General features: G+C 62.3%; 29 protein-coding genes and 1 pseudogene. 24 read left to right on the top strand and 6 right to left on the bottom strand.

Going from position 1 to position 23,773, the window contains the following annotated elements:
- Positions 1 to 74: 74 nt before the first annotated feature.
- Complete coding sequence (locus ACTDI4_RS05585; protein WP_442840206.1) at positions 75 to 1,340, bottom strand: sensor histidine kinase; 1,266 nt, start codon at positions 1,338 to 1,340, stop codon at positions 75 to 77.
- 113 nt (positions 1,341 to 1,453) lie between these two features.
- On the opposite strand from ACTDI4_RS05585, the gene ppk2 reads away from it, so the two are divergent.
- Positions 1,454 to 2,398 (top strand): polyphosphate kinase 2, encoded by a 945-nt coding sequence (ppk2, locus tag ACTDI4_RS05580; RefSeq protein ID WP_442840205.1) that lies wholly within the window; start codon positions 1,454 to 1,456, stop codon positions 2,396 to 2,398.
- A 64-nt stretch (positions 2,399 to 2,462) separates the two neighbouring features.
- Here ppk2 and ACTDI4_RS05575 read toward each other — a convergent pair whose 3' ends face one another.
- Complete coding sequence (locus tag ACTDI4_RS05575; protein ID WP_442840204.1) at positions 2,463 to 3,020, bottom strand: hypothetical protein; 558 nt, start codon at positions 3,018 to 3,020, stop codon at positions 2,463 to 2,465.
- Between the two features lie 121 nt (positions 3,021 to 3,141).
- Between ACTDI4_RS05575 and ACTDI4_RS05570 the strand changes: the two genes are divergently transcribed.
- From ACTDI4_RS05570 to ACTDI4_RS05480, 19 genes are all read left to right on the top strand, one after another.
- Positions 3,142 to 4,431 (top strand): tyrosine-type recombinase/integrase, encoded by a 1,290-nt coding sequence (locus tag ACTDI4_RS05570; protein WP_442840203.1) that lies wholly within the window; start codon positions 3,142 to 3,144, stop codon positions 4,429 to 4,431.
- 99 nt (positions 4,432 to 4,530) lie between these two features.
- Positions 4,531 to 5,355, top strand: coding sequence for a hypothetical protein (locus ACTDI4_RS05565; protein WP_442840202.1), 825 nt, complete (start codon positions 4,531 to 4,533; stop codon positions 5,353 to 5,355).
- A 129-nt stretch (positions 5,356 to 5,484) separates the two neighbouring features.
- Positions 5,485 to 5,712 carry a helix-turn-helix domain-containing protein gene (locus ACTDI4_RS05560; protein WP_442840201.1) on the top strand — a complete coding sequence of 76 codons (228 nt, stop codon included), beginning with the start codon at positions 5,485 to 5,487 and terminating at the stop codon, positions 5,710 to 5,712.
- Between the two features lie 210 nt (positions 5,713 to 5,922).
- Positions 5,923 to 6,729 (top strand): ParB/RepB/Spo0J family partition protein, encoded by an 807-nt coding sequence (locus tag ACTDI4_RS05555; protein WP_442840200.1) that lies wholly within the window; start codon positions 5,923 to 5,925, stop codon positions 6,727 to 6,729.
- Entirely contained in the window at positions 6,729 to 7,310 is a 582-nt protein-coding gene (locus ACTDI4_RS05550) for a hypothetical protein (protein ID WP_442840199.1), read from the top strand. Before ACTDI4_RS05555 ends, ACTDI4_RS05550 begins: the two co-directional genes overlap by 1 nt.
- Complete coding sequence (locus tag ACTDI4_RS05545) at positions 7,307 to 8,794, top strand: DEAD/DEAH box helicase (protein ID WP_442840198.1); 1,488 nt, start codon at positions 7,307 to 7,309, stop codon at positions 8,792 to 8,794. The genes ACTDI4_RS05550 and ACTDI4_RS05545 overlap by 4 nt, the downstream gene beginning before the upstream one ends.
- Positions 8,784 to 9,740, top strand: a complete 957-nt coding sequence (locus tag ACTDI4_RS05540; RefSeq protein ID WP_442840197.1) for a DUF7146 domain-containing protein — start codon at positions 8,784 to 8,786, stop codon at positions 9,738 to 9,740. The genes ACTDI4_RS05545 and ACTDI4_RS05540 overlap by 11 nt, the downstream gene beginning before the upstream one ends.
- A 75-nt stretch (positions 9,741 to 9,815) precedes the next feature.
- On the top strand, positions 9,816 to 10,388 hold the full coding sequence (locus tag ACTDI4_RS05535; protein WP_442840196.1) for a hypothetical protein: 573 nt from the start codon (positions 9,816 to 9,818) through the stop codon (positions 10,386 to 10,388).
- Between the two features lie 90 nt (positions 10,389 to 10,478).
- Positions 10,479 to 10,619 (top strand): hypothetical protein, encoded by a 141-nt coding sequence (locus ACTDI4_RS05530; protein WP_442840195.1) that lies wholly within the window; start codon positions 10,479 to 10,481, stop codon positions 10,617 to 10,619.
- Positions 10,620 to 10,863: 244 nt separating this feature from the next.
- A complete protein-coding gene (locus tag ACTDI4_RS05525) occupies positions 10,864 to 11,211 on the top strand; it encodes a hypothetical protein (RefSeq protein ID WP_442840194.1) in 348 nt (115 codons plus the stop codon).
- Positions 11,212 to 11,518: 307 nt separating this feature from the next.
- On the top strand, positions 11,519 to 11,758 hold the full coding sequence (locus ACTDI4_RS05520) for a hypothetical protein (RefSeq protein WP_442840193.1): 240 nt from the start codon (positions 11,519 to 11,521) through the stop codon (positions 11,756 to 11,758).
- Positions 11,759 to 12,009: 251 nt separating this feature from the next.
- Complete coding sequence (locus ACTDI4_RS05515) at positions 12,010 to 12,165, top strand: plasmid mobilization protein (RefSeq protein WP_442840192.1); 156 nt, start codon at positions 12,010 to 12,012, stop codon at positions 12,163 to 12,165.
- Complete coding sequence (locus ACTDI4_RS05510) at positions 12,162 to 12,362, top strand: hypothetical protein (protein ID WP_442840191.1); 201 nt, start codon at positions 12,162 to 12,164, stop codon at positions 12,360 to 12,362. The genes ACTDI4_RS05515 and ACTDI4_RS05510 overlap by 4 nt, the downstream gene beginning before the upstream one ends.
- On the top strand, positions 12,359 to 14,548 hold the full coding sequence (locus ACTDI4_RS05505; RefSeq protein WP_442840190.1) for a hypothetical protein: 2,190 nt from the start codon (positions 12,359 to 12,361) through the stop codon (positions 14,546 to 14,548). The genes ACTDI4_RS05510 and ACTDI4_RS05505 overlap by 4 nt, the downstream gene beginning before the upstream one ends.
- Complete coding sequence (locus tag ACTDI4_RS05500; protein ID WP_442840189.1) at positions 14,545 to 16,635, top strand: hypothetical protein; 2,091 nt, start codon at positions 14,545 to 14,547, stop codon at positions 16,633 to 16,635. Before ACTDI4_RS05505 ends, ACTDI4_RS05500 begins: the two co-directional genes overlap by 4 nt.
- 117 nt (positions 16,636 to 16,752) lie before the next feature.
- A complete protein-coding gene (locus tag ACTDI4_RS05495; RefSeq protein ID WP_442840188.1) occupies positions 16,753 to 17,451 on the top strand; it encodes a hypothetical protein in 699 nt (232 codons plus the stop codon).
- 10 nt (positions 17,452 to 17,461) lie between these two features.
- Positions 17,462 to 17,917, top strand: coding sequence for an HGGxSTG domain-containing protein (locus ACTDI4_RS05490; RefSeq protein ID WP_442840187.1), 456 nt, complete (start codon positions 17,462 to 17,464; stop codon positions 17,915 to 17,917).
- Positions 17,918 to 18,110: 193 nt separating this feature from the next.
- Entirely contained in the window at positions 18,111 to 18,338 is a 228-nt protein-coding gene (locus tag ACTDI4_RS05485; RefSeq protein ID WP_442840186.1) for a hypothetical protein, read from the top strand.
- Positions 18,339 to 19,210: 872 nt separating this feature from the next.
- On the top strand, positions 19,211 to 19,654 hold the full coding sequence (locus tag ACTDI4_RS05480; RefSeq protein ID WP_442840185.1) for a universal stress protein: 444 nt from the start codon (positions 19,211 to 19,213) through the stop codon (positions 19,652 to 19,654).
- A 502-nt stretch (positions 19,655 to 20,156) separates the two neighbouring features.
- Here ACTDI4_RS05480 and ACTDI4_RS05475 read toward each other — a convergent pair.
- Entirely contained in the window at positions 20,157 to 20,393 is a 237-nt protein-coding gene (locus ACTDI4_RS05475) for a hypothetical protein (protein WP_442840184.1), read from the bottom strand.
- A gap of 74 nt (positions 20,394 to 20,467) precedes the next feature.
- Between ACTDI4_RS05475 and ACTDI4_RS05470 the strand changes: the two genes are divergently transcribed.
- Positions 20,468 to 20,665, top strand: coding sequence for a hypothetical protein (locus tag ACTDI4_RS05470; protein ID WP_442840183.1), 198 nt, complete (start codon positions 20,468 to 20,470; stop codon positions 20,663 to 20,665).
- A 269-nt stretch (positions 20,666 to 20,934) separates the two neighbouring features.
- Here the strand turns inward: ACTDI4_RS05470 and ACTDI4_RS05465 are convergent, their stop codons facing one another.
- The 3 genes and pseudogenes from ACTDI4_RS05465 to ACTDI4_RS05455 all read right to left on the bottom strand — a co-directional run.
- Positions 20,935 to 21,237, bottom strand: a complete 303-nt coding sequence (locus ACTDI4_RS05465; protein WP_442840182.1) for a hypothetical protein — start codon at positions 21,235 to 21,237, stop codon at positions 20,935 to 20,937.
- 39 nt (positions 21,238 to 21,276) lie between these two features.
- On the bottom strand, positions 21,277 to 21,624 hold the full coding sequence (locus ACTDI4_RS05460; protein WP_442840181.1) for a hypothetical protein: 348 nt from the start codon (positions 21,622 to 21,624) through the stop codon (positions 21,277 to 21,279).
- A 648-nt stretch (positions 21,625 to 22,272) separates the two neighbouring features.
- Positions 22,273 to 22,500 (bottom strand): annotated as a pseudogene (locus tag ACTDI4_RS05455) (helix-turn-helix domain-containing protein); the annotation flags it as partial.
- A gap of 90 nt (positions 22,501 to 22,590) precedes the next feature.
- On the opposite strand from ACTDI4_RS05455, the gene ACTDI4_RS05450 reads away from it, so the two are divergent.
- From ACTDI4_RS05450 to ACTDI4_RS05440, 3 genes are read left to right on the top strand one after another with little or no spacing between them, the layout of a single operon-like run.
- The gene (locus ACTDI4_RS05450; RefSeq protein WP_442840180.1) at positions 22,591 to 22,899 is read left to right on the top strand and encodes a hypothetical protein; all 309 of its coding nucleotides are present in this window, start codon (positions 22,591 to 22,593) and stop codon (positions 22,897 to 22,899) included.
- 12 nt (positions 22,900 to 22,911) lie between these two features.
- Entirely contained in the window at positions 22,912 to 23,373 is a 462-nt protein-coding gene (locus ACTDI4_RS05445; protein ID WP_442840179.1) for a hypothetical protein, read from the top strand.
- Positions 23,373 to 23,765 carry a hypothetical protein gene (locus tag ACTDI4_RS05440; protein ID WP_442840178.1) on the top strand — a complete coding sequence of 131 codons (393 nt, stop codon included), beginning with the start codon at positions 23,373 to 23,375 and terminating at the stop codon, positions 23,763 to 23,765. The genes ACTDI4_RS05445 and ACTDI4_RS05440 overlap by 1 nt, the downstream gene beginning before the upstream one ends.
- Positions 23,766 to 23,773 lie beyond the last annotated feature (8 nt).

The following is a 23,773-nucleotide window of genomic DNA, read 5'->3' as shown; positions in this document are numbered from 1 at the left end:
GGCCCACCATGTAACAGGCTTGCGAAACGTCAGCCAGACGGAACGCCGGCAAACGGACGAAACCGCCGCCGGCCTTAATTTACCGGCAAATGGACGGTGAAGGCCGTGCCCTTGCCCAGTTCGGACCTGATGGACAGACGCCCGTTGTGACGGGTGAGTATGTGCTTGACGATGGCCAGGCCGAGGCCGGTGCCCTTCTGCGCGCGGCTCGCCTCTGCGTCGATCCGGTAGAAGCGTTCGGTCACGCGCGGAATATGCTCCTCGGCAATGCCTGGCCCGAAATCCCTGACCATGACGTCTATGGCCGGCTCCGGCATTTCCGCGCCGGATGCGGCCGTCACCACCACGCGCCCGCCGGAGCGGCCGTATTTGCAGGCGTTCTCCAAAAGGTTTTCGAACACCTGGAACAATTCGTCCCGGTCGCCCGGCACCTCCAGCCGGCCGGCGGAAAAATCCCGCTCCACGACGATGCCATTGTCGCGCGCCAGCGGCGCCAGCGAATCGATGACGCTTTCGAGCACCTCGCGCAAGTCCACCTTCGCGCCCGACCGGCGCAGCGGCCGCATTTCCAGCCGCGACAGCGAAAGCAGGTCGTCGATCAGCCGCGACATGCGCGCCGTCTGGTTCTGCATGATTTCCAGGAACTGGGCGCGCGCAGCCGGGTCATCGCGCGCGGCCCCGCGCAGCGTCTCGATGAAGCCGGCGATGGAGGCGAGCGGCGTGCGCATCTCATGGCTGGCATTGGCGATGAAGTCGGCGCGCATGCGGTCGATGCGGCGGGCCTCGCTCTGGTCCTTGAACATCAGCACGAACAGGCCCGTATCGTGGCCGACCGCAGCGGCGGTGACGCGATAGACGCTCTCCACCGGCAGTTTTTCGACAAGGTCGATCGCGGCGGAGGCGACCGCGCCGGACAGGATTTCGTCCAGCAGCACCTGCATTTCCGGCGCGCGGAACTTCAAGGGCAGCGAAAGGCCCTGCGCCAGCGGCCCGAATGTGGCCGCGGCCGCCGCATTGGCATAGACAATGGCTGCGCTCCGGTCGAAGACGATGAGCGGATCCGGGACCGCCGCCGCCAGATACTCGCCGTTCAACCGGCGCAGTTCGGGGACTTCGGCTGTGCCGGCGCCGGACACCCCCACCGGCGCGGGGCGGTCCGGGACGAGCGCCGCAGCCACCAACAAGAGCAGCGCCGGCGGCAGGATGTAGACGGCGTGATCCGCAAACGCATAGACGGCGATCACCCCCGCAACGCCGGCCAGAAGCAGCCACCGCCCGCGCCGCAAACGCTCGGCGACGCCGGACGCGGCGCGCCGCCCCTGCCCGCTCGTTTCAACCATGCGCGCTCCCTGCGCCTTGACAGACCGGCCGCAATCCTGGCGCGAACTTGGTGCTGGACGCGGCCGGAGCCCCCAAATAGCATGAGTTTCCCCAGGAAGAAGGCCCCGCACGCATGAAAAAGGATGGAGATAATGCCGACACCGCCCCGCCGCATGTGGCCGGGTCGGCCCCGCCCCTTCCCGACACGCCGATCGAGCCTCTCAACATCAAGGTGAACGGCAAGGAGCGCGTGTTCGACGTCGACGCTCCGGAACTTCCCGCCTGGATCGAGCAGAAGAAGCTCTCGGCGGGCGGCTACCCCTACGACAAGAAGCTGAAGGCCGGCGACTACGACGAGACGCTGCAGATGCTCCAGGTCGAGTTGGTGAAGGCGCAGAAGTGGCTGCAGATTTCGGGACAGCGGGTGCTGGCGCTTTTCGAAGGACGCGACGCCGCCGGCAAGGGCGGCACCATTTTCGTGCTGCACCAGTATCTCAACCCGCGCAGCGCCCGCAACGTTGCCCTCGGCAAGCCGACGGAAACCGAGCGCGGACAATGGTACTTCCAGCGCTACGTGACGCATTTTCCCGCGGCCGGCGAACTGGTGAGCTTCGACCGCTCCTGGTACAACCGCGCGGGCGTGGAACCGGTGATGGGCTTCTGCACGCGCGCCGAGCATGAGCAGTTCCTGAAGGAAGTTCCGAATTTCGAGCGCATGATCCGCGCCGACGGCATCCATTTCTTCAAGTTCTGGCTGGACATCGGCCAGGAAACCCAGCTCGACCGTTTCTACGACCGCCGCCACAGTCCGCTCAAGAACTGGAAGTTCTCGCCCATCGACGTCGCCGGCCTGACCCGCTGGGACGACTATACCGGGGCGCGCGACGAGATGTTGAAGCGTAGCCATTCGAAGCACGCGCCGTGGATCGTGGTGCGCGCCAACGACAAGCGCCGGGCGCGGCTGGCAGTCATACGCCGCATCCTGCTCTCGCTGCCCTATGACGGGCGCGACCGCGATGCCATCGGCGAGGAAGACGACAAGATCATCGGCGAGGGGCCGTCCTTCGTTTCCGTGTAAGGCCCCCGCGCCCCGGACTACGCGGTCGATGTGCGCAGGCTCTTTCGCCGACCGGGCCGCGCGGTCAGGCGGGTGCGAGCGGCGGTGCCGTGCGGTGCCGGCCGAAGCCGGGTCTTCGCCGCTCCGCTGTGGAATACAGCGGCTGCCCGACCCACCGGCCTGTCCACAAGGCGTCCGGTTCGTGCGGCGTCTTCTCCCAAAGGTGCGGCCGCCGCCACAATTGCCATATCGCGCGCCAGCCCGCCCAGGACATCATCGCCCAATAGGGCGGCGTGAGCAGCACCGTCTTCCAGAAGCCCGCCCGCTCGGCCCGCGTCAGCGTCTGCCAGCCCAGCAGGAGGAACGACAGGTAGCCGCAGACGATGTTGACCGTGTCGACGGCGAGCAGAACCGAGCCTGCCGTACCGCCGAATTCGCCCGACAGCAGGCCGGCAAGCAGGAGCAGGAAGGTGGCCAGGAGCAGCGGATGCAGCAGGACCGAACCGAGCATGCCGGCGAAAAGCACCTGGGCAACCAGGAAGGAGCCCGCCCCGAGATCCCCGGCCAAACGGACGGGGTCGCGCATGTGGACGAGCCAGGTCTGCGACCAGCCCTTGAACCAGTGTTCGCTATCATTCGTCATTGTCCGGCTCGCACTGATTTTCCTGCATAAAATCAATGGTTATTTTCCGTGGTCGTTCACCATCGTGCGTGGGCTTCCGGCAAAAATGTTGCTATAGTGTTGCTATGGAATCGGTTTGCCGTTGGCGACGGGCAGTGAGGCGATGAGGAAAAGGCTGACAGCCGTAGTGCTGGGGGCGCTTCGCCCCAGGGCAAACGGCTACTATGTCTCGGACGATCAGCAGGCAGGTTTGCGGGTGCGTGTCGCCCCTTCCGGGGCGCTGACATGGAATGTCGCTTACCGGATCAAGGGGGAGGATAAAACCAGGAGCGTCTCGCTTGGACCATGCGACCCTGCCGGAAAGAATGGCCTTGGCCTTGGAGAGGCGCGCGAGCGAACCGCCGATGTCCTCAAGGCTGCCCGCCAGGGGCGCGACCTCCTCGAAGAGGAAAACCAAGCCCGGCAGGCCAAGCAGGAGCTATTGACCGTCGAACAGTTGATCGAACGCTACGGGAAGAACATCAAAAGCCCCCACCGCAAGGGCGGCGCACTTCGCACCGCCGATGATATCGAGCGCCGGTTGAAACGCGCACTCCGCCCCCAGATGCAGACGGCAGCGGAAGATATAAAGAGAAGCCACATCAGCAGCCTTCTCGATCCGGTAGCGAACGGACGGCCCCGCGAAGCTGAAAAGCGCCGGCAGGCCATAGGCGCCATGTTTCGGTGGGGCGTGTCCAAGGGCTATGTGACCACTGACCCTACCGCAGGGGCGGAAACCTACGGCATGGGCGATCCTTGTGACAGGGTGCTTTCGGCCGAAGAGATCAAGGCAGTTTGGACGTGGCTGGATGCTGGCGCCGATAGAATGCCGCCTGACTGCATCGCCGTGCTGCGGTTGCAACTTTGCACCGGGGCCAGAGTTGGTGAACTGGCGGGAATGGACGCGTCGGAAGTCCAGACCGATGGCGACCGGTTGGTCTGGACCCTCCCCGCCTCTCGCTCCAAGAACAAAAATGAGCGGTTAACTCCACTGGTGGGCCGCGCAAGGGAGATAGTCGAGACGGCGCTGGAGATACGAAAGAGAGGCCCCCTATTTCGCGCTTCGACTGTAGACCGGGCTTTGAGATCTACCGATTTGGGGCACGCACTGAAACATCGCAAACTACCCTGTGCTCATTTCACCACGCATGATCTGCGCCGCACCGTCGTCACCGCCATGGACGAAATGGGAATCTCCTTGGACTCGATAGCCGCTGTTGTCGGCCATCAGCGCGGGACGAAAGACACAAGGATATTGATCCGGCACTACAGCCGGCCTCGACTGGACGAACGCGTCGAATCGGCGCTGACCTCCTGGGATGCGCGATTGCGCACCATCATTGATAGCCAGGCCGGGCAGCCTGACGGAAACGTTGTGCGGCTGCACGGATGACGAACCCGCAGGGATAGGGCGACGGCCCGACAAGCCGGGACAGCACCACCCGGTTTCCCTGCGGCCACCTTGGTGCGTTTCGTGAGGTGCACGAGATCCATGTTCTTCAAAATCTTTGATGAATCGACTTGGCCGCTCGACAATCAAGATGAAATCTCCATTGGACGCGCGTTCCAAATTGTAGGCAGGTGGAAATTTGGGGAAAAATGGGATGAGATTGTGGAAATCGCCTCAGCCCCATTCATCTCGGCCCTGCCTTCGCAGGAAAACGCAAAGCCAGCGGACCGTGAAAGGGCATGGTCGCTGCTGCCTGAATCTAAATCGCGGGAGCCTCCTACCTTCGCAACATCGCGTGGAATCAGCGGCATCTACTTGTCGCCTCAGGACTGGCAGAGAGCCGCCGACGCTCTCAGCCCGGGGATCACGGCCCAACAAGATGCATACAAATGCCTTGGCGCCGCCAGATTGGCGATCAGAGACGCGTGTTTAAGTGGCGCTCTCAATGCATATGCCCAAATCTACAATGGGAAGACGTTGTTAATTAAGCAGCATCTTTGGAAGACGGAGAGATTTCTGCGCTGGTTCAGCACGGGTCGCGCTTCTCTTCTGGAAGTGTCGGATGATCCATATAGCAGCGACGAACCGACGCTGTGGGTTTTCTTCAACTCGGCTCAGATTAACCGAGCGTTCCCGCCCACGTCGGCAAGGCGGATCACCAAGAACGTTTCCGAAGAAAAGATCGACGCAGAATTGGATCAGATTTTCAAGGCCGTCGAGAATGGCGAGATTTTTCCTCGGCCCGATCGGGATGGCGTAGTCAAACTGGTGAGAGACCGCCTACCCACCGCCAAAGTGGATACCATCAAGCACCGCTTTGCCCAAAAACGCCCCGCGTGGTGGAAGCCCGGCCCCCAATCCGGCTAAACTGTCAATATCCTGCCGCGAAAGCTGCCAGCAATCCGCCGCAAGCCGGCCGAAATAGTGCCGAAAATACTGCCAGAAAAATGCCCGGCAGTTTTTGTATCAATTGAATCAGTGCCTTAGCCTTTGCCCATGCTCACCGCGTCCATTGGTGAACAATGGCAAAGGAAAGGACACATGACCGCAATCTCTTTCACGATCAAAGACGCGTGCGCGGCTTGCGGCCTCGGTCCCACCAAGCTCTACGAGCTTATCAAGGCGGGAAAGATCGAGGCTCGGAAGGAAGGGCGTCGTACGCTGGTACTAGCAGACAGCCTCCGTCGCCATGTGGAGTCGCTGCCCTCGGCTGCGGAGGTGTAATATGCACCTCCATAACGAAGCTGCCGCCCCGATGGGCTCAATCATCGGGAGCGGCGGCCAAGTAGCCTCGAAAGCTGTAGCAGCCAAGGACTACCAGACCCCCACCCTCTCCGCAACGGAAATCGCCGTCTCGATTATCGCAGCCCGCTACCACCTCTCGGCGCGGAGGGCTCGGCTCGTTTGCCACCTGGCCGGTATCGGAGGTGTGGCATGATGGAGATCAAGCACCTCCCCGTCGAAGTGATCAAATACCGCGCCGATGCCCGCCATCGCAGCGACGACGCGGTGGCAGACCTCGCAGACTCCATTGACAGTGTCGGCCTCATCAACCCCATCCGCGTCCGCGCCGTTGGTGATGTATACGAGGTTGTTACCGGCGCCCACCGCCTCCAGGCGCTCGATCTGCTGGGCTGGCGGGAAATCCCCTGCATCATTGCAAGTGACGACGACCTAGCCGCCAGAATGGCGATGATCGCCGAAAATCTGCACCGCGCCGAACTGTCGGCCCTGGAGCGCGACGAGCAGGTCGCTCTTTGGGTGAAGCTGAATGCGGAGAAGGTGTCGCAACTTGCGACACCTGGTGCTGAACAACCAACCTTCAAGGGAGTTCGTGCCGCCGAACGCGAGCTCGGCATCAAGCGCGACGACGCATCCCGCGCCGTCAAGGTGGCCGCGCTCTCCGACGAAGCGAAAGCCGCCGCCCGCGAAGCCGGCCTCGACAACAACCGTTCCGCGCTTCTCGCCGCCGCTCGCCATAGCGATCCGCAAGAGCAGGTCGCAGTTCTCCAGCAACGCAAGACGGGTGGGATTGCCGCCCGTTTCGCTCCGGTGGAGGCTGCGCCAGCGCCCGAAACGCCGACGAAGGTCTTCGAACGGTTTGTCGCCCTGGTCGATGAAATCGAGGCGCTGCCTATCCCCGAATTGCTCCACGCCGCCGGCCGCCAGCGCTCCGTCCTCGGACAGCGGGCATCCGGGCTTGCCGACCGCATGAGCAGGATCATGGAGGCTCTGGACTGATGAGCCACTATCGCAAGATCGATGTCCGCATTTGGAACGATGCGAAATTCCAGGCGCTGAGCGATACCGCAAAGCTCTGCTTTTTCCTGCTTCTGACCCATCCCAACATGACCGCTCTTGGCGCCATGAGGGGCACGCCCGAAGGGCTGTCGGCCGAGCTGAAAGACTTCCGGGAAGCCTTCCCGGATGCCTTTCGGGAAGTCTTGTCGAAAGGCATGGCGGACTACGACGCGGAGGCCCGCCTGATCGCCCTCCCGAACTTCGTGAGGTACAACCCGCCCACCTCGCCCAACGTGGTCAAGGCGTGGGTCGGAGCCCTCGAATATCTCCCCGAGAGCCCGCTAAAAGCCCTTGTTGTTCAACGTGTTGTTGCCTTTGCGGAAGGCATGTCGAAAGGCTTTCGGCAAGCCATACCGCAAGCCTTGCGGGATGCCATGCGGTATCCATTAAGCACTGAGCATAGAGATTATCTTATCCAAGGAGGAGAGTTTTCAGAACTAGGTACAGCAGGGGAAGGAGGGGGCCGGCCGGCGCTGGCGGTCGTCAACGGCAGCATGATCGGCAGGGAGGACGAGCTATGAAGTTCACCCTCCTTGCGCATCAGGTGCGAGCGCTGGACATGCTCCGCCACTCTCTTGCCTCGGGCAAGCGCCGCCCGATGCTCCAGGCGCCGACCGGGGCAGGCAAAACGGTTTTGGGCGCGGCCATCGTTGAAGGCGCCTTGCGGAAGGGCAACCCGGTGCTGTTCACGGTGCCCTTCCTGTCGCTGGTCAGCCAGACCGTCGAGCGGTTTGCCGAACAGGGCATCAACAGCGTTGGCGTCATGCAGGGCTTTCATCCGGCAACCGACGCGGACCAGCCGGTGCAGGTGGCGAGCATTCAGACGCTCATGCGCCGCAAGTTGCCACGCGCCAGCATCGTCATGATCGATGAGGCGCACCGCTGGTTCGACTTCTACGGCAAGTGGATGGCGATGCCCGAGTGGCAGAACGTTCCCTTTGTCGGGCTGTCGGCGACACCTTGGGCAAAGGGGCTCGGCAAGCACTACGATGATTTGCTGATCCCGACGACGACGAAGGCGCTTATCGCGGAGGGCTTCCTCTCGCCGTTCCGCGTCTTCGCTCCGGCTCACCCGGACCTGACGAACGTGCGCACTGTGGCTGGCGACTATCACGAGGGGCAACTTTCGGATGCCATGAGCCAGCCCGTTTTGATCGCGGATACGGTCGCCACATGGCTCAGGCTGGGCGAGGATCGCCCGACGCTCTGCTTTGCGGTGGACCGCGCCCATGCCCGCAAGCTTGCCGACCAGTTCGAAGCGGCAGGCGTGGCTACCGGCTATGTGGACATGGATACGCCACCCGACGAGCGCCAGCTGATCGGCGAACGCCTGAAGCATGGTCAGATCAAGGTCGTGTGTAACGTCTATACGCTCACGACCGGCGTTGACTGGGACGTGCGCTGCATCATCCTGGCGCGCCCGACCAAGTCGGAAACGCTGTTCACGCAGATCATCGGTCGCGGACTGCGCACGGCGCCTGGCAAGGCCGACTGCCTGATCCTCGACCACAGCGACACGACCCTTCGCCTCGGTTTTGTGGATGATATCCACCACGATCACCTCGACATGGGCCCGCATCAGAAGAGCAACGGCTCCCGCAAGGACCGCGAAACGCCCTTGCCCAAGGAATGCCCTGCATGCTCGCGATTGAAACCAGCCGGCATCAGGAAGTGCCCTTCCTGCGGTTTCGAGCCTGAACGGCAATCCGCCATCGAGGAGCGGCACGGAGAACTCATCGCACTCAAGGGCAGGCGAAAAGACAAACGCGAGGCTACCCACGACGAAAAGCAGCGGTTCTATTCGATGCTCCTCTGGCTCCAGCAGGATCGCGGATACGCACCTGGCTACGTGGCGCACAAGTTTAAGGACAGGTTCGGCATCTGGCCCCACGGCATGATGGAGCATTCCGTGGAGCCCGACGCCACGTTCCTCAACTGGATCAAATCGAGGCAGATCGCGTGGGCGAAGCAAAAGAAAAAGCAGGAGGCGGCTCATGCAGCGTGAACCGATTTGGGAACGTGCACGCGGACGCTGGTCCGGTATCCTCGCCGCTATCGGCGTCCCGTCGAAGGCTCTCAGGAACAAACATGGCCCTTGCCCCATGTGCGCGGGCAAGGATCGGTTCCGCTTCGATGATAAGGGCGGCAACGGCACCTGGATCTGTAATCAGTGCGGGGCGGGTAACGGCGTCCAGCTCGTGCAGCTATTCATGCGGACGGATTTCAAGGGCGCTGCCCAGGAGATCGAAAAGCACTTGGACGCTGCGCCGGTGCTTCCCACGCGCGACGGACAGCGCCAGGACGACGGCAAGACACGCGAGGCCATGACGGCATTGTGGAAGCGCGCCAGGCCAATCACACTCGGCGATGCCGCCGGCCGATACCTGAACCACCGCCTCGGCCTATCGGCATTCCCACCGGCTCTGCGCCAGGTGGCGGATGAACGGTATATCGAGTCGGGGCAGCGGCCTTCATGGCATCCCGCAATGATCGCCCGTGTCGATCCGAGCGACGAAGCGCGGGCGGCAGGGGAGCGTGCGGCCCTTCACCGGACATTTCTGACCCCGGACGGATTCAAGGCGGACGTGTCTTCGCCCCGCAAGATGATGGGGGCGATGCCGACCGGAGCGGCGGTGCGGCTGACGGAGCACGACGACGTTCTCGGCATTGCCGAAGGCATCGAAACGGCATTCGCAGCATCGGAAATTTTCGGTGTTCCAGTGTGGGCGGCGCTCACTGCCGATCTGCTCCAAAGCTGGGAGCCGCCCACGTCGGTGCGCACCGTGATGATTTTCGGCGACAACGATGTGAGCCTGACCGGGCAGGCGGCGGCGTTCGGCCTCGGTCGGCGCCTTCGTGCCAAGGGAATTACGGTGTTGGTAGAAATACCAGTCCGAGTAGGAACGGACTGGAACGATGTCTTGAGCGATCGAAAAGGGCGTGCAGCATGACGGTTCACTATGCGTCCATTTTGGCAATCAAGAAATTCCGCAAGGTTTATTCGCTGGTGACAGGCTTGACCGAAGGTGCAGGGCGGTAGCAGCGGGGGGCCGGTCAATTTCCTCGAAGGATCCGATGACTGGCTGGCGGCTGCGAAAACCGCTTTACCCCTTAATGACAAAATTGACAGAAATGACAGAAATGCCCCGGAGCGAATAAAGTCAATTTCGTCAATTTTGTCAGAAGGGGGTAACCCCTCTTTCCGGCAGGCGGAAATTCATCCAGGCCCGCCTACGCCGCGCAATGAGGCGCCCGCCGCCATCCTGGAATGCGATGCTGGCCTGTCGCGCGAGGAAGCGGAGCGGCAGGCGGCCGGGTCGGCTTTGTCTCCCGTGGGAGACATTTCCAAGCGCACTGCCATCGCGGCGAAAGGCGATCTGCGCCGCGACGTGAAGTTCGCTCCGGTTGTCCAGCCGGACGATCCCGAAACCTATGTCGAAGCGCTGCGGGTCCACGGCCCCATGACCTACGGCATGGCGATGCGCGTTCTCGGCTGGGGCGGCACCCGGGCAGGACAGGCCGAGACGGCATTGCGCGCCGCCGGCCGCATCACCCTCAACAATCACGGCAGGGCCGTTCTGACAGGAGCCCAATCATGAGCACCTTCACCGTCACCGTTGCAGACTTGCGGGCCGCAGCAGCCCTTATCGCCGCCGACCGCAACGACCAGCACGAAACTCTCCGCGCGCGTGTCAACGCTGATCTGGCCGCTGCTGCCCGGGGACAAGTCGGGCATGGCGGACGGGTATTGGAAGCCCGCCCACGCCGCCCGGCTAGAGGCCCTGGCTGCAAACGCGGTGCTGGCCGCACTGGTGGAGGCAGAAGAATGACCATGGATCAGAAAAGCCTGGCCCCAGCAGCGGGGCCGGCTGCGCCTCGGCACCCACCTGCATTCCGGTCGATCTGGATCACGCTCATTCTCCGTTGCTAACGGAAGCAGATGCGAGGCGTTGGCGGAGCCTCGCCCTGCCCATGCCGCACTCGATTTATTCCCGGGCTGTTGAATAAGATGATATGATGATTTCTCTCGTGCACGATCAGGTGCACTTGTCCTGACAAAGATCGGACATCATCATGACAACCCGACAATGGTTTGAACCGGCCGTATACGGCGCGGCCGTAGGGGCCGTGGCGCTTGCAATCGTGGGCTTCACATGGGGCGGCTGGGTCACTGGCGGCTCCGCTCGGAAGATGGCAGAAGATGCCAGCGTCAGTGCGGTTGTCGCCGTCATGACGCCCTACTGCGTCGCCCAATCGAAGACCGCACCCAACTCAGCAGAGGTGCTGGCAGCGCTGAAAACGGCAACATCTTATGATCGCCGCGGGATTATCGAAAAATCCGGCTGGGCAACTCCGCTTGGCGCAAATGATCCCAATAAAGCTCTAGCGGTGTCTTGCAGTACGGCACTTGCCGCCAACTAGCCAGTGCCGAGGAACGACGATGCCCGGACATACAGAATATGAGACCGGCGCCCGCCATCCCGTCGAGAAGAAACACCCCGACGCCAACGAAGAGTTCTCCCAGGATGCCGCCGCCAATAAACGACCGCCACCGGAGGCTGGCGCTTCGGAAACCCCGAGACCGAAACCGGCTGGCCCTCATCCACGGGATGTCAGAGAAGACCCCTCACCAAATCCGAATAAGGGGAGCAGCAAAAACCCCGCCTGACGTAGGCGGGGCTCTAGGTCCGGTTGAGAGTGTCGGCATTTGTGGGGTGGAGCAACGGGAATGAACAACGTAGTGACGCTCCATGGCGACAAGCGATGGAAAGCCGTAATCGAGTATCTGACCGACGACGGGAAGGCGTCGGTCGAATACTTCTTTGAAGAAATCTCGGACCTCCACCCGATCATTGAGCACGGCCCGGATTGGAATCTCTTGATCCGCTGCACAGTCACCTTGAACCGACAAGATGATGACAGCGCGCAAAATTGTGAACGGGTAGCAAGGCTCCTCGAACGCAGTTGACGGTCTCCCAACCTGCCGGCCGCTTGGTATGGTGCCGGCCATGGCTGCCGCAAGCATTCCAACCAGGCTGGGCAAGCTCGCTGGGCGGGCCTTTGCTACGCCCTCTCTCCCTCCCGACTAATGCGGACACTGGCGGACATTTACGAACACTGGCGGAAACGCCACAACACATTGTTTCTTTCTGACATTTTGTCATTACGTTGCGCTCCATTTTGTGGTAACATAATACCGCTTATTTGGAGATTGCCGCAATGCGATTTGCCGAACGAATGGACGACCTCATTCGGGTGCGCGTGGGCCGGGACGAAAAGCGCAGCCTGATCGAAACAGCCCGCAAGCGCGGGATGACCCTTTCCGACTTCCTGCGGGAAACGGCGGTGAAAGCGGCCCGGGGAGCCGCTGCATGATCGTCTCCGCCCCGCCCATCACGCTCATGCAGTTCTGGCGCCTCTACCGGGGCGAATGCCGAGGCATCGGTTCCATTGTGGCGGATGCCCGCGCCGGTCGCCTGTCAGGCGTCGAACCGCTTCCCTCCGGCCATGGATTTGCAGTCGTGGACCGCGATGCCGCGTTCGCGATGATGAGAAAGGATCGTGCACTATGACCCAGCCCACAACCGGAGGCCTTGGCGGCCTCGGCGGATATCTCAGCTCTCCCGGCTTCGGCAATCTGTTGCAAGCGGCGGGCATGTCCTTGATGTCCAGCCCTCGGAACAACCCGTTGCAGGATTTCGGCAAGTTCTACGGCGGGCTTCAAACTCAGCAGATGAAGCAGGACGAGATAGACCAGCAGCGAGCCTCCCTGGCATCGGTGCTGAAGGCTGCCGGCTTTTCGGACGACGAAGCGATGCAACTGTCTGCCAACCCAACGGCGGCAAAGATTGCAATCGAGCAACGGCAAGCCCAGGAGCAAAAGGCCGCCGACGACAGGTTCTTTTCCAGCATGCCCAAATTCGGCAGCCTGGGGGATCTCGGCGGCGCGGCTGATGGTCCAAGCGCGGCCAGCACCGGCAATTACAGCTACCCGGCCATGTCCGACGCCTCTGCGCCCGATATCGCGCCCAAGGCCTCGTCCGCCCCCACGCAGACGCAATTCGGCCTGCATGGTGTGGCGCAGCTTGATCCGTACAATTTCAACCTCGGACAGACGCCGCCCGATGACCGCGCGCTTGAGCCCGTCGCGAATATTCCGCAGGAAATGCCGGTGGCTCAGTTTCCTATCCCACCAGGGACGGTTCATGGGAAATCCCCTCCCGGCTTGCCCGCCACTGCCCAACGCGGCGCCATCATGCGCGGTTCGGACGGGAAGAACTATCAGTACATCCAGCTTTCGGGCGGGACTGACGGCAACGGCGAATGGGGCTGGGGAGAAGTAAATCTTGACGGACCCGGCGGACAGCTTTCGCCGGACCAGTCCTCAGGCAACAAGACGGTTGACTGGCTGAAGGCAAACGACCCGGAAGCCGCTCAGCTTCTGGATCAAGGCTTTTCTGTTCGCGATGTCTTCGGCATCGCGCAGATTCGGCGCCAGGGCCAGAAACAGGCAGATGAGACCCAGGCCAAACTCGACCAACTCTACCGCCATCGCGATCAGTACGCGGAATGGGCTTCGACGGCGCGGAACGACAAAACCTACACCGTCGCCAAGCGCAGCCTCGACAATCTCGACAACCAGATTGCCCGGCTGGAGAAGCAGCAGACAAAGTATGCGCCTCCTGATGGCTTTCGTGCGCTGGAGTTGCGGGCGGAAGCGGCGGGATTGCAGCCGGGAACGCCGGAATATCAGCGGTTCATGGCCAGCGGCGGGGGAGACACCAACGGCAATTTCAAGGTTGTCGGCAATCGCATGCTGCGCGTTGGCCCCGATGATCAGGTCACCGATGTCACGCCGCCGTCAACCGCGCAGGTCGGTAGCGGCATATACAATCTGGACTCCCTGCCGGTTGTACCGCTCGGGGACAGCGGAGCGCCCGACCCGTATGTACAGCAGGAATTCCTTTCCCAGCTTGAACCGGCCACGGCAAATCTCGTGAAGGGCGTTGCCGACTATCGCATCCCGATTGAGAAGGTCACTTCCATGCGGGGCGGCGAAAGGCAGGAGCTTGCCAAGCTCGTTTCACAGTACGACCCGACCTTCGACATGTCGCAGTACCCGGCGCGAGCGGCCATGCGGAAGTCGATCACCAGCGGCAACTATTCGCAGTCCCTGAACTCCGCGAACCTGGTGATCCAGCATCTGGACGCCCTGCAGAAGGCGGCCGGAGAGTTGGACAATACCGGGTATCCCTCGATCAATTGGGCGGTCAATACCGGAAAGCAGCAGTTGGGCAAACCGTCGATCACGGCGTTCAACACTGCGGCCGATGCCCTCGCGTCCGAGCTTGCCAAGGTCTTCAAGGGTGCCGGGGCCTCCTCGCTGGAGGAAATCCGCACCTGGCGAAGCAACCTGAGCCCCAACGCCTCGCCGGAGCAGATCAAGGCATCGGCGCAGATGGTCATGGAACTGCTCAAATCGCGCATCGACACGATCAACAGCCAATATACGGCGGCCATGGGCAAGCCGGCCGAATTCACCTTCCTGACCCCGCATTCGCGTGAAGTGCTGCAAGACCTCGGATTTGACCCGGCCCAGCTCGACCCGCTCGCTGCGGGCGATGAGGGCAGTCGCGGTGCCGGCGGCGAGGGCGGGAGGTCGCGCATCAACAACCCGGCCGGCGCCCGGCGGGCGGTCAACCCGCAGACGGGTGAGGCCATCGAATGGGACGGCAGCCAATGGAGGCCCTTGCAATGAACCAGCAAATCCCCCCGCCGCCGCCCGGCTTCGTTCTGGTGGACGGTCCCGACGATGAGGCTATTCCGCCGCCCCCGCCTGGCTTCGTGCTTGTATCGCCTGGGCAGACCTCCGAACCGCGCGTAGACCCTGCCACGAACCAGCCGCCCGGCGTGCCTGAATACCGGCCGCCCGGGGTGGCGGGCTACAATCCGCAGACGGGGGAGGTTCTGCCGAAAGTCGATCCCATCGGGCAGGATATCGCACTGTTCACGGGCGGCCTCGACCTGCCGGTTGTCGGTCCGGCGCTGAAAACCGCGCCCGCAGCCGCAGCGGCGGCGCTGGTCTCTCCGTTCTCGGATAAGTCCTACGGGGACATCTACGGCGATATGCGCGGCCGGCAGGAAACGGCCATGGCGGAAAACCCGGGCTTTGCCCTGACCGGCCAGCTTGCGGGAACGATTGGGGCCATGGCACCCGTCGCGGCAACGAAGCTTGGCGCACAGGCGCTGGGCATCGCCGGGAAGAACATCGGCACCCGCATGGCCGCGTCGGGCGCCACGAATGCCGCGATCAGCGCGGCGGATACCGTTGCTCGTGGTGGTGATATGGAAGACGCCGTGGGTAGAGGGCTTGTCCACGGTACGATTGGCGCAGCTATCCCCGGCCTTGGTGCCGGCGTAAATGCCGCAGCCCGCGCCGTTGGCAATCGGGCAGGCGCGGCCATCAACACCCTGCGCGATCCGGCCAGGGAAGCAGCCCGTCGTGTCGGGATCGCCATGGAGCGTGACACAACGGCAAATCCGGCCGCCCTTATGAACCCGGCCGATGAAGCCGCTGCCCGCGCCGCCAACATCCCGCTCATGAACATCGACCGGGGCGGCGAGACAGTTCGTGCCCTCGGACGATCCGTCGCAAACCAGTCGCCGGAAGCTCGCGCGGTGATGGACAACATGGCCAGCGACCGCTTTGCGGGGCAAGGCGCGCGGGCCGCCGAGTTCGTCAAGCGCCTGACCGGCGGCAATGTCGATGACATTGGCTTCCAGCAGGCAGTTCGCGAGACGGCGCGGCATTTCAACAAGCCGGCCTATGAGCGGGCATTTTCTCAGCCTGGCGCTCAGCAGATGTTCAGCCCGGAATTGCAGGAACTGATGCAATCGCCGGCCATGCAGCGCGCGGCGGCGGGGGCGACCACCCGCAGCGCCAACCGGGGCGCGGTCGAAGGTTTCAAGGCGGTGGAGAACCCATTCCACCGGGCTCCTGACGGCACGATGAAACTGCGCCAGACGGCAGACGGGCGCCTTGTGGCACCGACGCTGCGCTTCTGGGATCAGGTCAAGCGCAATCTGGACAGTGAAATCGGCAAGGCGCAGCGTGCCGGGGATCGCACCTATGCCGGCGACCTAACGGCCCTCAAGAACAAACTGGTCTCCTCGCTCGACGGCGCAGTGCCCGAGTATCAGGCTGCACGGCAGGGGGCAGCCGGCTTCTTCCAGGCAGAGGACGCGCTGGAGGCGGGCCGGAAGTTCGCCAACAGCCCGCGCTCGATCCCGGAAGCCAGGCAGGCGTTCGCGAAGTTCAGCAAGACTGAAAAGGACGGCTTTGCCGCCGGCTATGCCTCCGAACTGATCGACCGCATCAAGGCTGCCGGCGACAGGACGAACGTCATCAATTCCACGTTCAAATCGCAGGCGGCGCGCGAGCAAATGCAGATGGTGTTCGGCCCGCAGAAGATGAAAGAAATCGAGGCTTACGTTCGCGCCGAGGACATTGCTGACAGACTGCGCGGTGCGCTCGGCAACTCGACCACCGTGCGCCAGCTTGTCGAACTCGGCATTGGCGGGACCGGGGGCTATCTAACCACAGGCGATTGGAAGGGCGCTGCGGCGGGCGCGCTGGTTGCTCGCGGCGGCAGGATGATTGCCAACAAAGCCGAGGCCAACGTCATGCAGCAGATGGCGTCGATCCTGACCCATGACAGCCCCGGGGCGCTGAAATCGGCCGTACATCTCGCCAAGGCCAATCCGAAGTACATGCAGGCGCTGGAGCGGCTAGGCGACTTCCTCGCCATCCCGGCAAGGGCTGGCGCCATTGCGGGAGGTCAGTAGAGCAACCCGCCAAACGAGAGGACGAAACGGCCGATCTGCTTTGAAAAATTGGCGTCTAGCCACCACCCCACGGGGAGAAGGATGGCGGCTGCGAACAGGTAGCAAAGGACGGAGAGCGTGTCCGGCTTATTCATCAATTTCTTTCTGGCTGATGTGGATCCCATAGTGATTGAGAATTCGGTTGACCCGGACTTCCAGCGCATGAAGTTGGAAAATCACTGCGTGGCCGACAAGAACGATGATGGCTGCCGCAACTCCACCGTCTCGCCAAGCAACCCAACCCAACAGCGCTGCACTTATCGCGATCAATGTTTTGGTTTTCATTGGGCGCGCCCCGCTCAAAGCCTGCGAAACCCTAACCGAAAACAGTCGGGCGGGAAAGCCAGCGTTCATGCACCAGATGGAGACACCACCATGTTGAAGAAAGCCGCAGGAATGGTCGCGCTTCGTGACCTTGTCGCGGAGATGGAGGCGTACAACGACCTCGCCGTGGACGCCCTGTTCTCGGAGGAGGCCGCCGCGCAGTTTCAGGAGTGCGTCAAGGAGCTGAAGGACTGGCAGCCGGACGACAGCGACCTGACCTTCGATACATTGTGCAATGGCGTCTTCGGGATGATCGCCGGGGCTCATGCCCTGCACAACACCGCCGTAATGCAAGAGGCGGGCGGAAATGCCGATGCGGCGGCAAACATGTTCGCGGACGCCCAGGAGTGCCTTCGCAAGGCGGTCGTGGCGCTGCAAAAGAGCGTCGAGTTCGCGGCCGGCATCACCCGGGAGGCGGCAACGGCTCCTCGGGCGGACCAGACTTTGCATTGAGGATCGTGGCATGCGTGGCGATTGCAATTTCAGGACGGCGGCGGAACTGAAGGCGTGGCGTGCCGCTGCCGGCTGGTCTCAACGTGATCTGGCGCACGCCGCCGAGGTCCACGTCAACACGGTCAAATACCACGAGGGCCTGCCCGGCATCATCGGTGGGTGGGCCGTGGACAGGTTCCGCACGGCGTTTGAGATGGCTCGCGTCCTGCCTCCCAAGAGCCCGTGGGCGGCCCGATTTTTACCGGAGGATAACGGCGCAGCCGAGCACGAGCAGAAACTGTGCGGGGCCAAGACCCGGAAAGGCGGCTCCTGCCGACAGAAGGCGCTCCCCGGCCGCACCCGCTGCAAGTTCCACGGAGGCATGTCTACGGGGCCGAGGACAGCCAAGGGGCGCCAGCGCATCGCGGAAGGCCAGCGCAGGCGGTGGCAGCAATATCGGGAGGCCCAGGCGTCGGCAGCGCCGTGAGCGCGGCCCCGACCGCCTACGCCTTGCCGCTGCCTTTTCCCCTCATTGAGCGAGTGACAAAAAGCGAAATGCTCGCTTTCCCCTGTCCAAAGCCGAACGCGCGCTGTTCACGGTTCGCCGGAAGCAGGCTTATGAGGCGCTGTACCCGGAGACGAAGCACGGTGGAGATAGGGCAAGTCGCCAACTTGGCGACTTGAAAGACGCCGACCGCTTCACCGCCGACACCGCCGCTAAGACCGGGCAGTCGGAACGCGCTGTGCAGCGTGACGCCGAGCGCGGGACGAAGATCAGCGAGCGCGTCTTGTCGATGCTCAAAGGCACACCGCTGGGGGCGATCAGAAACCCCGCATTTCGCTTTTTTTCAGTCGGTCCCCGGCGGCTTTCAATTTGGCCCGGATTGTCGCCGCACCGATTTATCTGAAGTCATTACGCGAGCGCGAACCCCTGCCCGCATGAAAGATGCGAGCAAATTTGCTCACGTCTCAGCACCGACTTTTCCGCACAGGAAAGGGGAAAGGCAGGGCAACGGACGGACCTCGTTCCCGAAGAGAACAAGGTTCCCACCGCCGAAGAAATCGGCCTCACTCGCAAGCAAATTCATGAAGCCCGGCAAATCCGCGATGCCGAAAAGGCAGAGCCGGGCACCTGGCGGCTGCCTCCCGTTTGTCAACAAATGTCAACATTTCGAACGACGGGAATGCTGCTCGAATGAAGACAAATGAAGACATTCGCCGCCACGTTGAGGAACTGGTGAGCAGGGGGGGGGGGGGGGGGGGGGTGATCGGTCTTCCACCATTGGTGGAAACCTAGACAGCCTCGGCCGGCAACATAGCGGCCCGGTCAGCTTGTCGCGCGTGGCGTGATTGTCCGTCCTCAATTTGAGGATGAACAAGCCGGCGCTCGCCACGAAAGCGGATTTCCGCCGTGTCGATTTCTGCCCAATAGCCTGTAGGCGGCCCAATTTCACCAGACACCCCCAAGGGGTTACCAATTTTCTCCACATCACCACGCGCGCGGGGGAAATCCGTAGGGCAACACCCTATGAGCGGCATCATTTTGGCAGGCCGAAAAAGGGGACGCTTCCGTAAGACCCCGAGGGGTACAGTTTTCAGACGCTGTAAAAAAAGGGGTACCGAAATTCCGGCAGGCCGTCGCCGTATCCAGGGGCAGGCCCACAAGGTGGCCTCTGGTGCCTTGACCCGGCATACGCGGCAAACGAAGCGCGCGTCCTTGTCGGTCGGCGGCATGTGTGCCTCCTTCCGGTCGAATGCTTAACTCGCTCCCGAGGCTACGATGTACACGCATATCCTGATCTCGACCGATGGCTCGGAACTCGCGCAAAATGGCGTTGACCACGGCCTTTCCCTGGCGAAAGCGCTTGGCAGCAAGGTCACGATCATTACGGCTACGGAAGCATTTCCAATTCCGACAGGGGTAGCCGCTTGGGGCGTCACTCCCGGCGATATAGCCCGCTACGCTGCGGACTGTGAGAAGGCGACCGAAACGCTGCTTGCTTCGGTAAAAGCGACGGCAGAAGGTATGGGCATCGAGGCTCGCACGGTCCATGTACCTGACGCCAGAGCCGCTGCGGCCATTCTGGAAACAGCGCAGCGGGACGGGTGCAATCTGATTGTGATGGCATCCCATGGTCGACGCGGCGTCAAACGGTTGCTGCTCGGGAGCCAGACGGCGGAAGTCCTGGCGAACAGCTCAATACCTGTGCTTGTTGTGCGCTGACTAGCCGCTGGCTATGTGCGTGCGAGCCTTGAGAAGTTGGCGAACCCTTGTGCCGTCGCCATTCCCCCAGCTTGGCACTGGCATCGTCCGCCTGTCAGCCTTGCTTCCCCGCGCCCCCTCTGGTTTCACCGGAAGCACGTAGGGTAGGGCAAGTACCTTTCGCGCCTGCGCCCCCCAATTCAGGCGCTCCCCCGCGAATCAGAATCATAATGGCCAAGAGGCGGCGGCGCATGCCCCGTTCGGGCTACATCTCACATGGAATAACGCCCGGCCGCCGGTCTTTTGCGACTGAGGATGACCAGCGACCGGGCGGCTGCCGACGGGGTGGGTCAACAGCGCGGGCACCGTAGCCGCGCCGTAGAGTGCGGACAATACGCAAAGTTCTTGCAGTACCCGGCCGCCAGCTAGGGGGATCGGAGAGGGTGGAGACGACCAGGTTGCTGCTTGAGGCAGCTTCTGACGATACGCGGTCTCCGAGCGGCGCACAACGCACTCGAAAGGGTTACGGCGCCCCGGCGACGCACTGCCCGAGCAGCGTCAAATCCTCTGCCGACAGCGTGATGGCGTAGCGGTATTTCGCGCCGTCCCGGTATCTGGTTTTCGGATAAAGACCGCCAGCATCGACAGAAAATGTGACCCCCGCGAGCCCATTCTTGGTGATGTTGCCGTTCAGGAGACCTTCGTCGAAAATGGCAATGGAGTTGCCCACGCGCTTTGCAGGCCCAACGATGATGCGCATCTGTGTGCTCCTTAAAGAGTCACTAGGCGCGCTTTGGGCGCGGCATTCAACCCTAAATCGCAAAGGACATCATCATGACCAACGCGCCCACCGGTGCGGTGACCGCTGCTGCGTGTGACAAATACTATGTGTACCGGCCTATGCTCGATCTGATCGGCAAGTCAGAGGGGACCGACAAGGGCAGGGGCTACAACGAGATGTTGGCCTCTGGGGCCCACGCCAGCAGCGCCGTCGATCAGATCGACGCGCTCCAGAGGACATGGCTACGCTGAAGGACCGGTCGCGGGTGCCGGGAGACCAACGCGGCAAGTAGGTCGCGCCCGCCGCCGTAGTGTAGGACAATTACGGGCGTGCTTTGGCGGCTTTGCTCAAGGCACCTCCGCTAAAGCTGGTTGCTCCAGGTGAAGCCAAAAAGAACGGAGTACACGATAAACGCAATCGCGGCTGTGACCGCCAAGACGCCTAGGAGGCGCCCGTAATTCGCCATATGGGCCTGGCTGGGCATGAAGCTTTTCATGGGAATGCTCCCGGTAAATTACCGCTATTCTGCGCGGGTCAAGGCCGTCGAGGTTCCACCATCTTTCACGAGGGCCGCCTCAAGATCCGCATGATCTATCTGCAGCACCTGCCGGGTCATTGTTCGGGTGTGTATCGCAGGCAGGTGAATGAAGGTCGCGACGCGCCGATAGGCAGTCCAGGACGCCCCTTCAATCACTTCGTCGTCTTGGTCGACGTAATATTCACCTGCCGGTAGCGGTGCATCGAGCCCGTACAGCAAAAACGGCGCGGAAAAGCGAACGATGGATCGAGTGGTGCGCATGGGTTTTTCCAATACCGCGGTCACGGCAAGCTGACCTGTATTCAGGCAGCTTTGACTGGCCGGCTAAACCAGTCTGTTACGGCTGTATGTTTCTTTGGCCCGTCGCCGCGCGCCGTCGGTATCGTTGTCGATACGGCGCTGGGCCTCTGTGCGGGGAAGCTTGCCGGGTGCGCCCCCCTCATCGTCCCACCTGGAAATCCCGCGGGCCAAGGACTCAAGCACCTTGATCCGTGCCGCCAGCAATCCACGGAGGTCGACCTCAGTCGTTCTCTTCCTCTGGAAGTTGTCGATGAGAAAACGACCTGCCGCCGTTTCGCGATCGAAATCGCGACAGGCGCCAGGTTCGCGAACTTCAGCGAGAAGCCGCTCGATCATGCGCATGTCAATATCTGTGAGATAAGTGGAAGACATGATGTCCTCCTTGGTCGGGGCAAGGGCACGATGGCCGCCCTCAATTGGCAGCGCCCGTGTCAGAAGCTGCCGATGTCCCACGTTACGCCTTTAGGTGGAAGATAGCAAACGGAGACTGCGGAGAGGGTGCAGCAGCCGGCCCGGCCGAAGCCGGAATAGCCGATGCGGCCTCCCTTGAATTTATCCTTGCAGAGAACTCACGTCGCCAGCGCGGATTAAAACGATAACGGATAGCCGGCCCCTCCCGTGGGGACCGGCCTTTATCTTTTTGCTCATTCGCCCACGATGCCGGTTCCCTGCCTCACCGACGCGAGCGATTTTTCGTTCGGCGCTTCTTGCTGAAGAAAGCTCCTGGCACATAGCGCCGTTTACCGGATTTGCGAATTTGTGATGGCGGATGGCAATGCCTCGGTCGCCCGTGACAGCCAGCGCGATCAACGGCGCCAGGAGTGGCTGCGGCTGGCCCGGCAATTAGAAACGAGCCCAGAGCGGCTATCAGTGATCTACGTGTAATCATGTCCCCCTCCACCTCCACGATCAAACCGCCTCAACCGGTGAAAGGCAAGGTTAGAGGTTTTGTCGGTTAAGTCAGTTTTGTCGGGAAGGGGTAAGCGGCCTCGGCTTCTATTGGCCGCCGCCTGCCACGCCCTTGCGAAGCCTCACGCCTGGCCCGCCGCCATTCTCGGGAATGAACTCGACGCCGCCAGCTTCAAGGGCGGCTCGTATGTCTGACAGCGTTCGGTCATACGGCGTCCGCCTATTGGCTTCAAAGTTTGCAATGGTCGCCTTTGCCACCTTGGAACTAAGCGCAAGCTGGTCCTGAGACCACGCGATCAATGCGCGAGCGGCGCGACACTGGGCCGATGTGATTGCCACAATACACTAACCTTACATTAAAAGTGTTGACTGTACGCACGAAATAAGCTTATATCAAAAATATAAGGAAATCGCAATCGGAGCAACCCAATGCCGAACACCCCTGTTCCGGCCGCCGGCGAAGCTATGCCCCGGCCCAGCTACAACCGCGCGGAAATCATGAAGGCCGCGCACCGCTACGCCCAGATGTATCGGGGCCGCGACTGGTCCTATGCCTACCTGCTGAAACACGGCCTCAAGAATGCCTGGGCCGTGGCGAAGGAGGGGCTGAGCCCGGCGCAGCGCCGGGCCGAGGCGATCAAGGCTGAAATCGCGGCGCTGATCTACAAGCCGGCCCGCTACGACGTCATCCCGATGCGTCGGCGCCTTGAGGCCGAGCTTTCGGCGCTGGCAGCGTAGGGGGAGGCGGGAATGGAAAAGCTCACCCGTCGCGGCGATATCGGCAAGTTCATCGAAGCATTGATGGCGCCGCCCGTTGATGCCGGCACCAATACGGCCTTCAACGCCGAAATGCGCAAAGGCCGCATGGAAGTGTGGATGCGGGTGTGGTGCAAGCGGGAGTTCTATCGGGCGCTGTTCGGAGCCCTGCTCTACACGTCCCGCTCGCATGCCAACCGCGTGGAGGTGACATTTGCACTGCCGCCTCTCGATCAGGTCGAAAGGCTCTACAAGGAAGCGTTCGCTGAGCAACTGCTCACGCCGGCGCCATCCAAAGATGCCTTGGCGTGGAAGCTTCGGTACATGAAAACGACGGGCTGGGGTCTCCGCATCACAAGGGAGGAAGCCAAAGCGGCTATTGCTGCGGATGAAGAATTCCTCGCCGCGCATCCAGTGCGCAGGCGGAAGGCCACTGGCGGGAAGGGGAGGGTGTGATGGACAAGATCAATCGCCGTTCCGCCCTTGCCGTCACCGGCGCTGGACTGACCGCTGCCCTTGCTGGTGTGAGCGCCAGCGTGGCCGCTACCGCCGAACCGCAGCCCAGCCCGATCATGGGACTGTTCCGCGAATGGGAGGCCAAATACGCGCAGACCAGCGACCCGGCCCCATCTGATGAAGAAGTGGACCGTATTCTCGATGAATGCCGGGAGCTTGAAAGGCGGATGCTCGCTATCCCGGCTTCGAGCGCCGGGGACTTCGCCGCCAAGCTGCTCGCCATAACCAGCTATGGGCAATACTCGCTTGAGGACGACGCGGGCGGCAGCTTTATGGCGGAAGCTCGCGCGCTGGCCGGCGTGGAGGCGGCGGCGGAAAGACTGAACACCTGACCATCTAA

It is taken from the genome of Mesorhizobium sp. PUT5, from assembly GCF_052216645.1.
Classification (GTDB): Bacteria; Pseudomonadota; Alphaproteobacteria; order Rhizobiales; family Rhizobiaceae; genus Mesorhizobium.
This window is presented reverse-complemented; position numbering and strand designations above follow the sequence as displayed.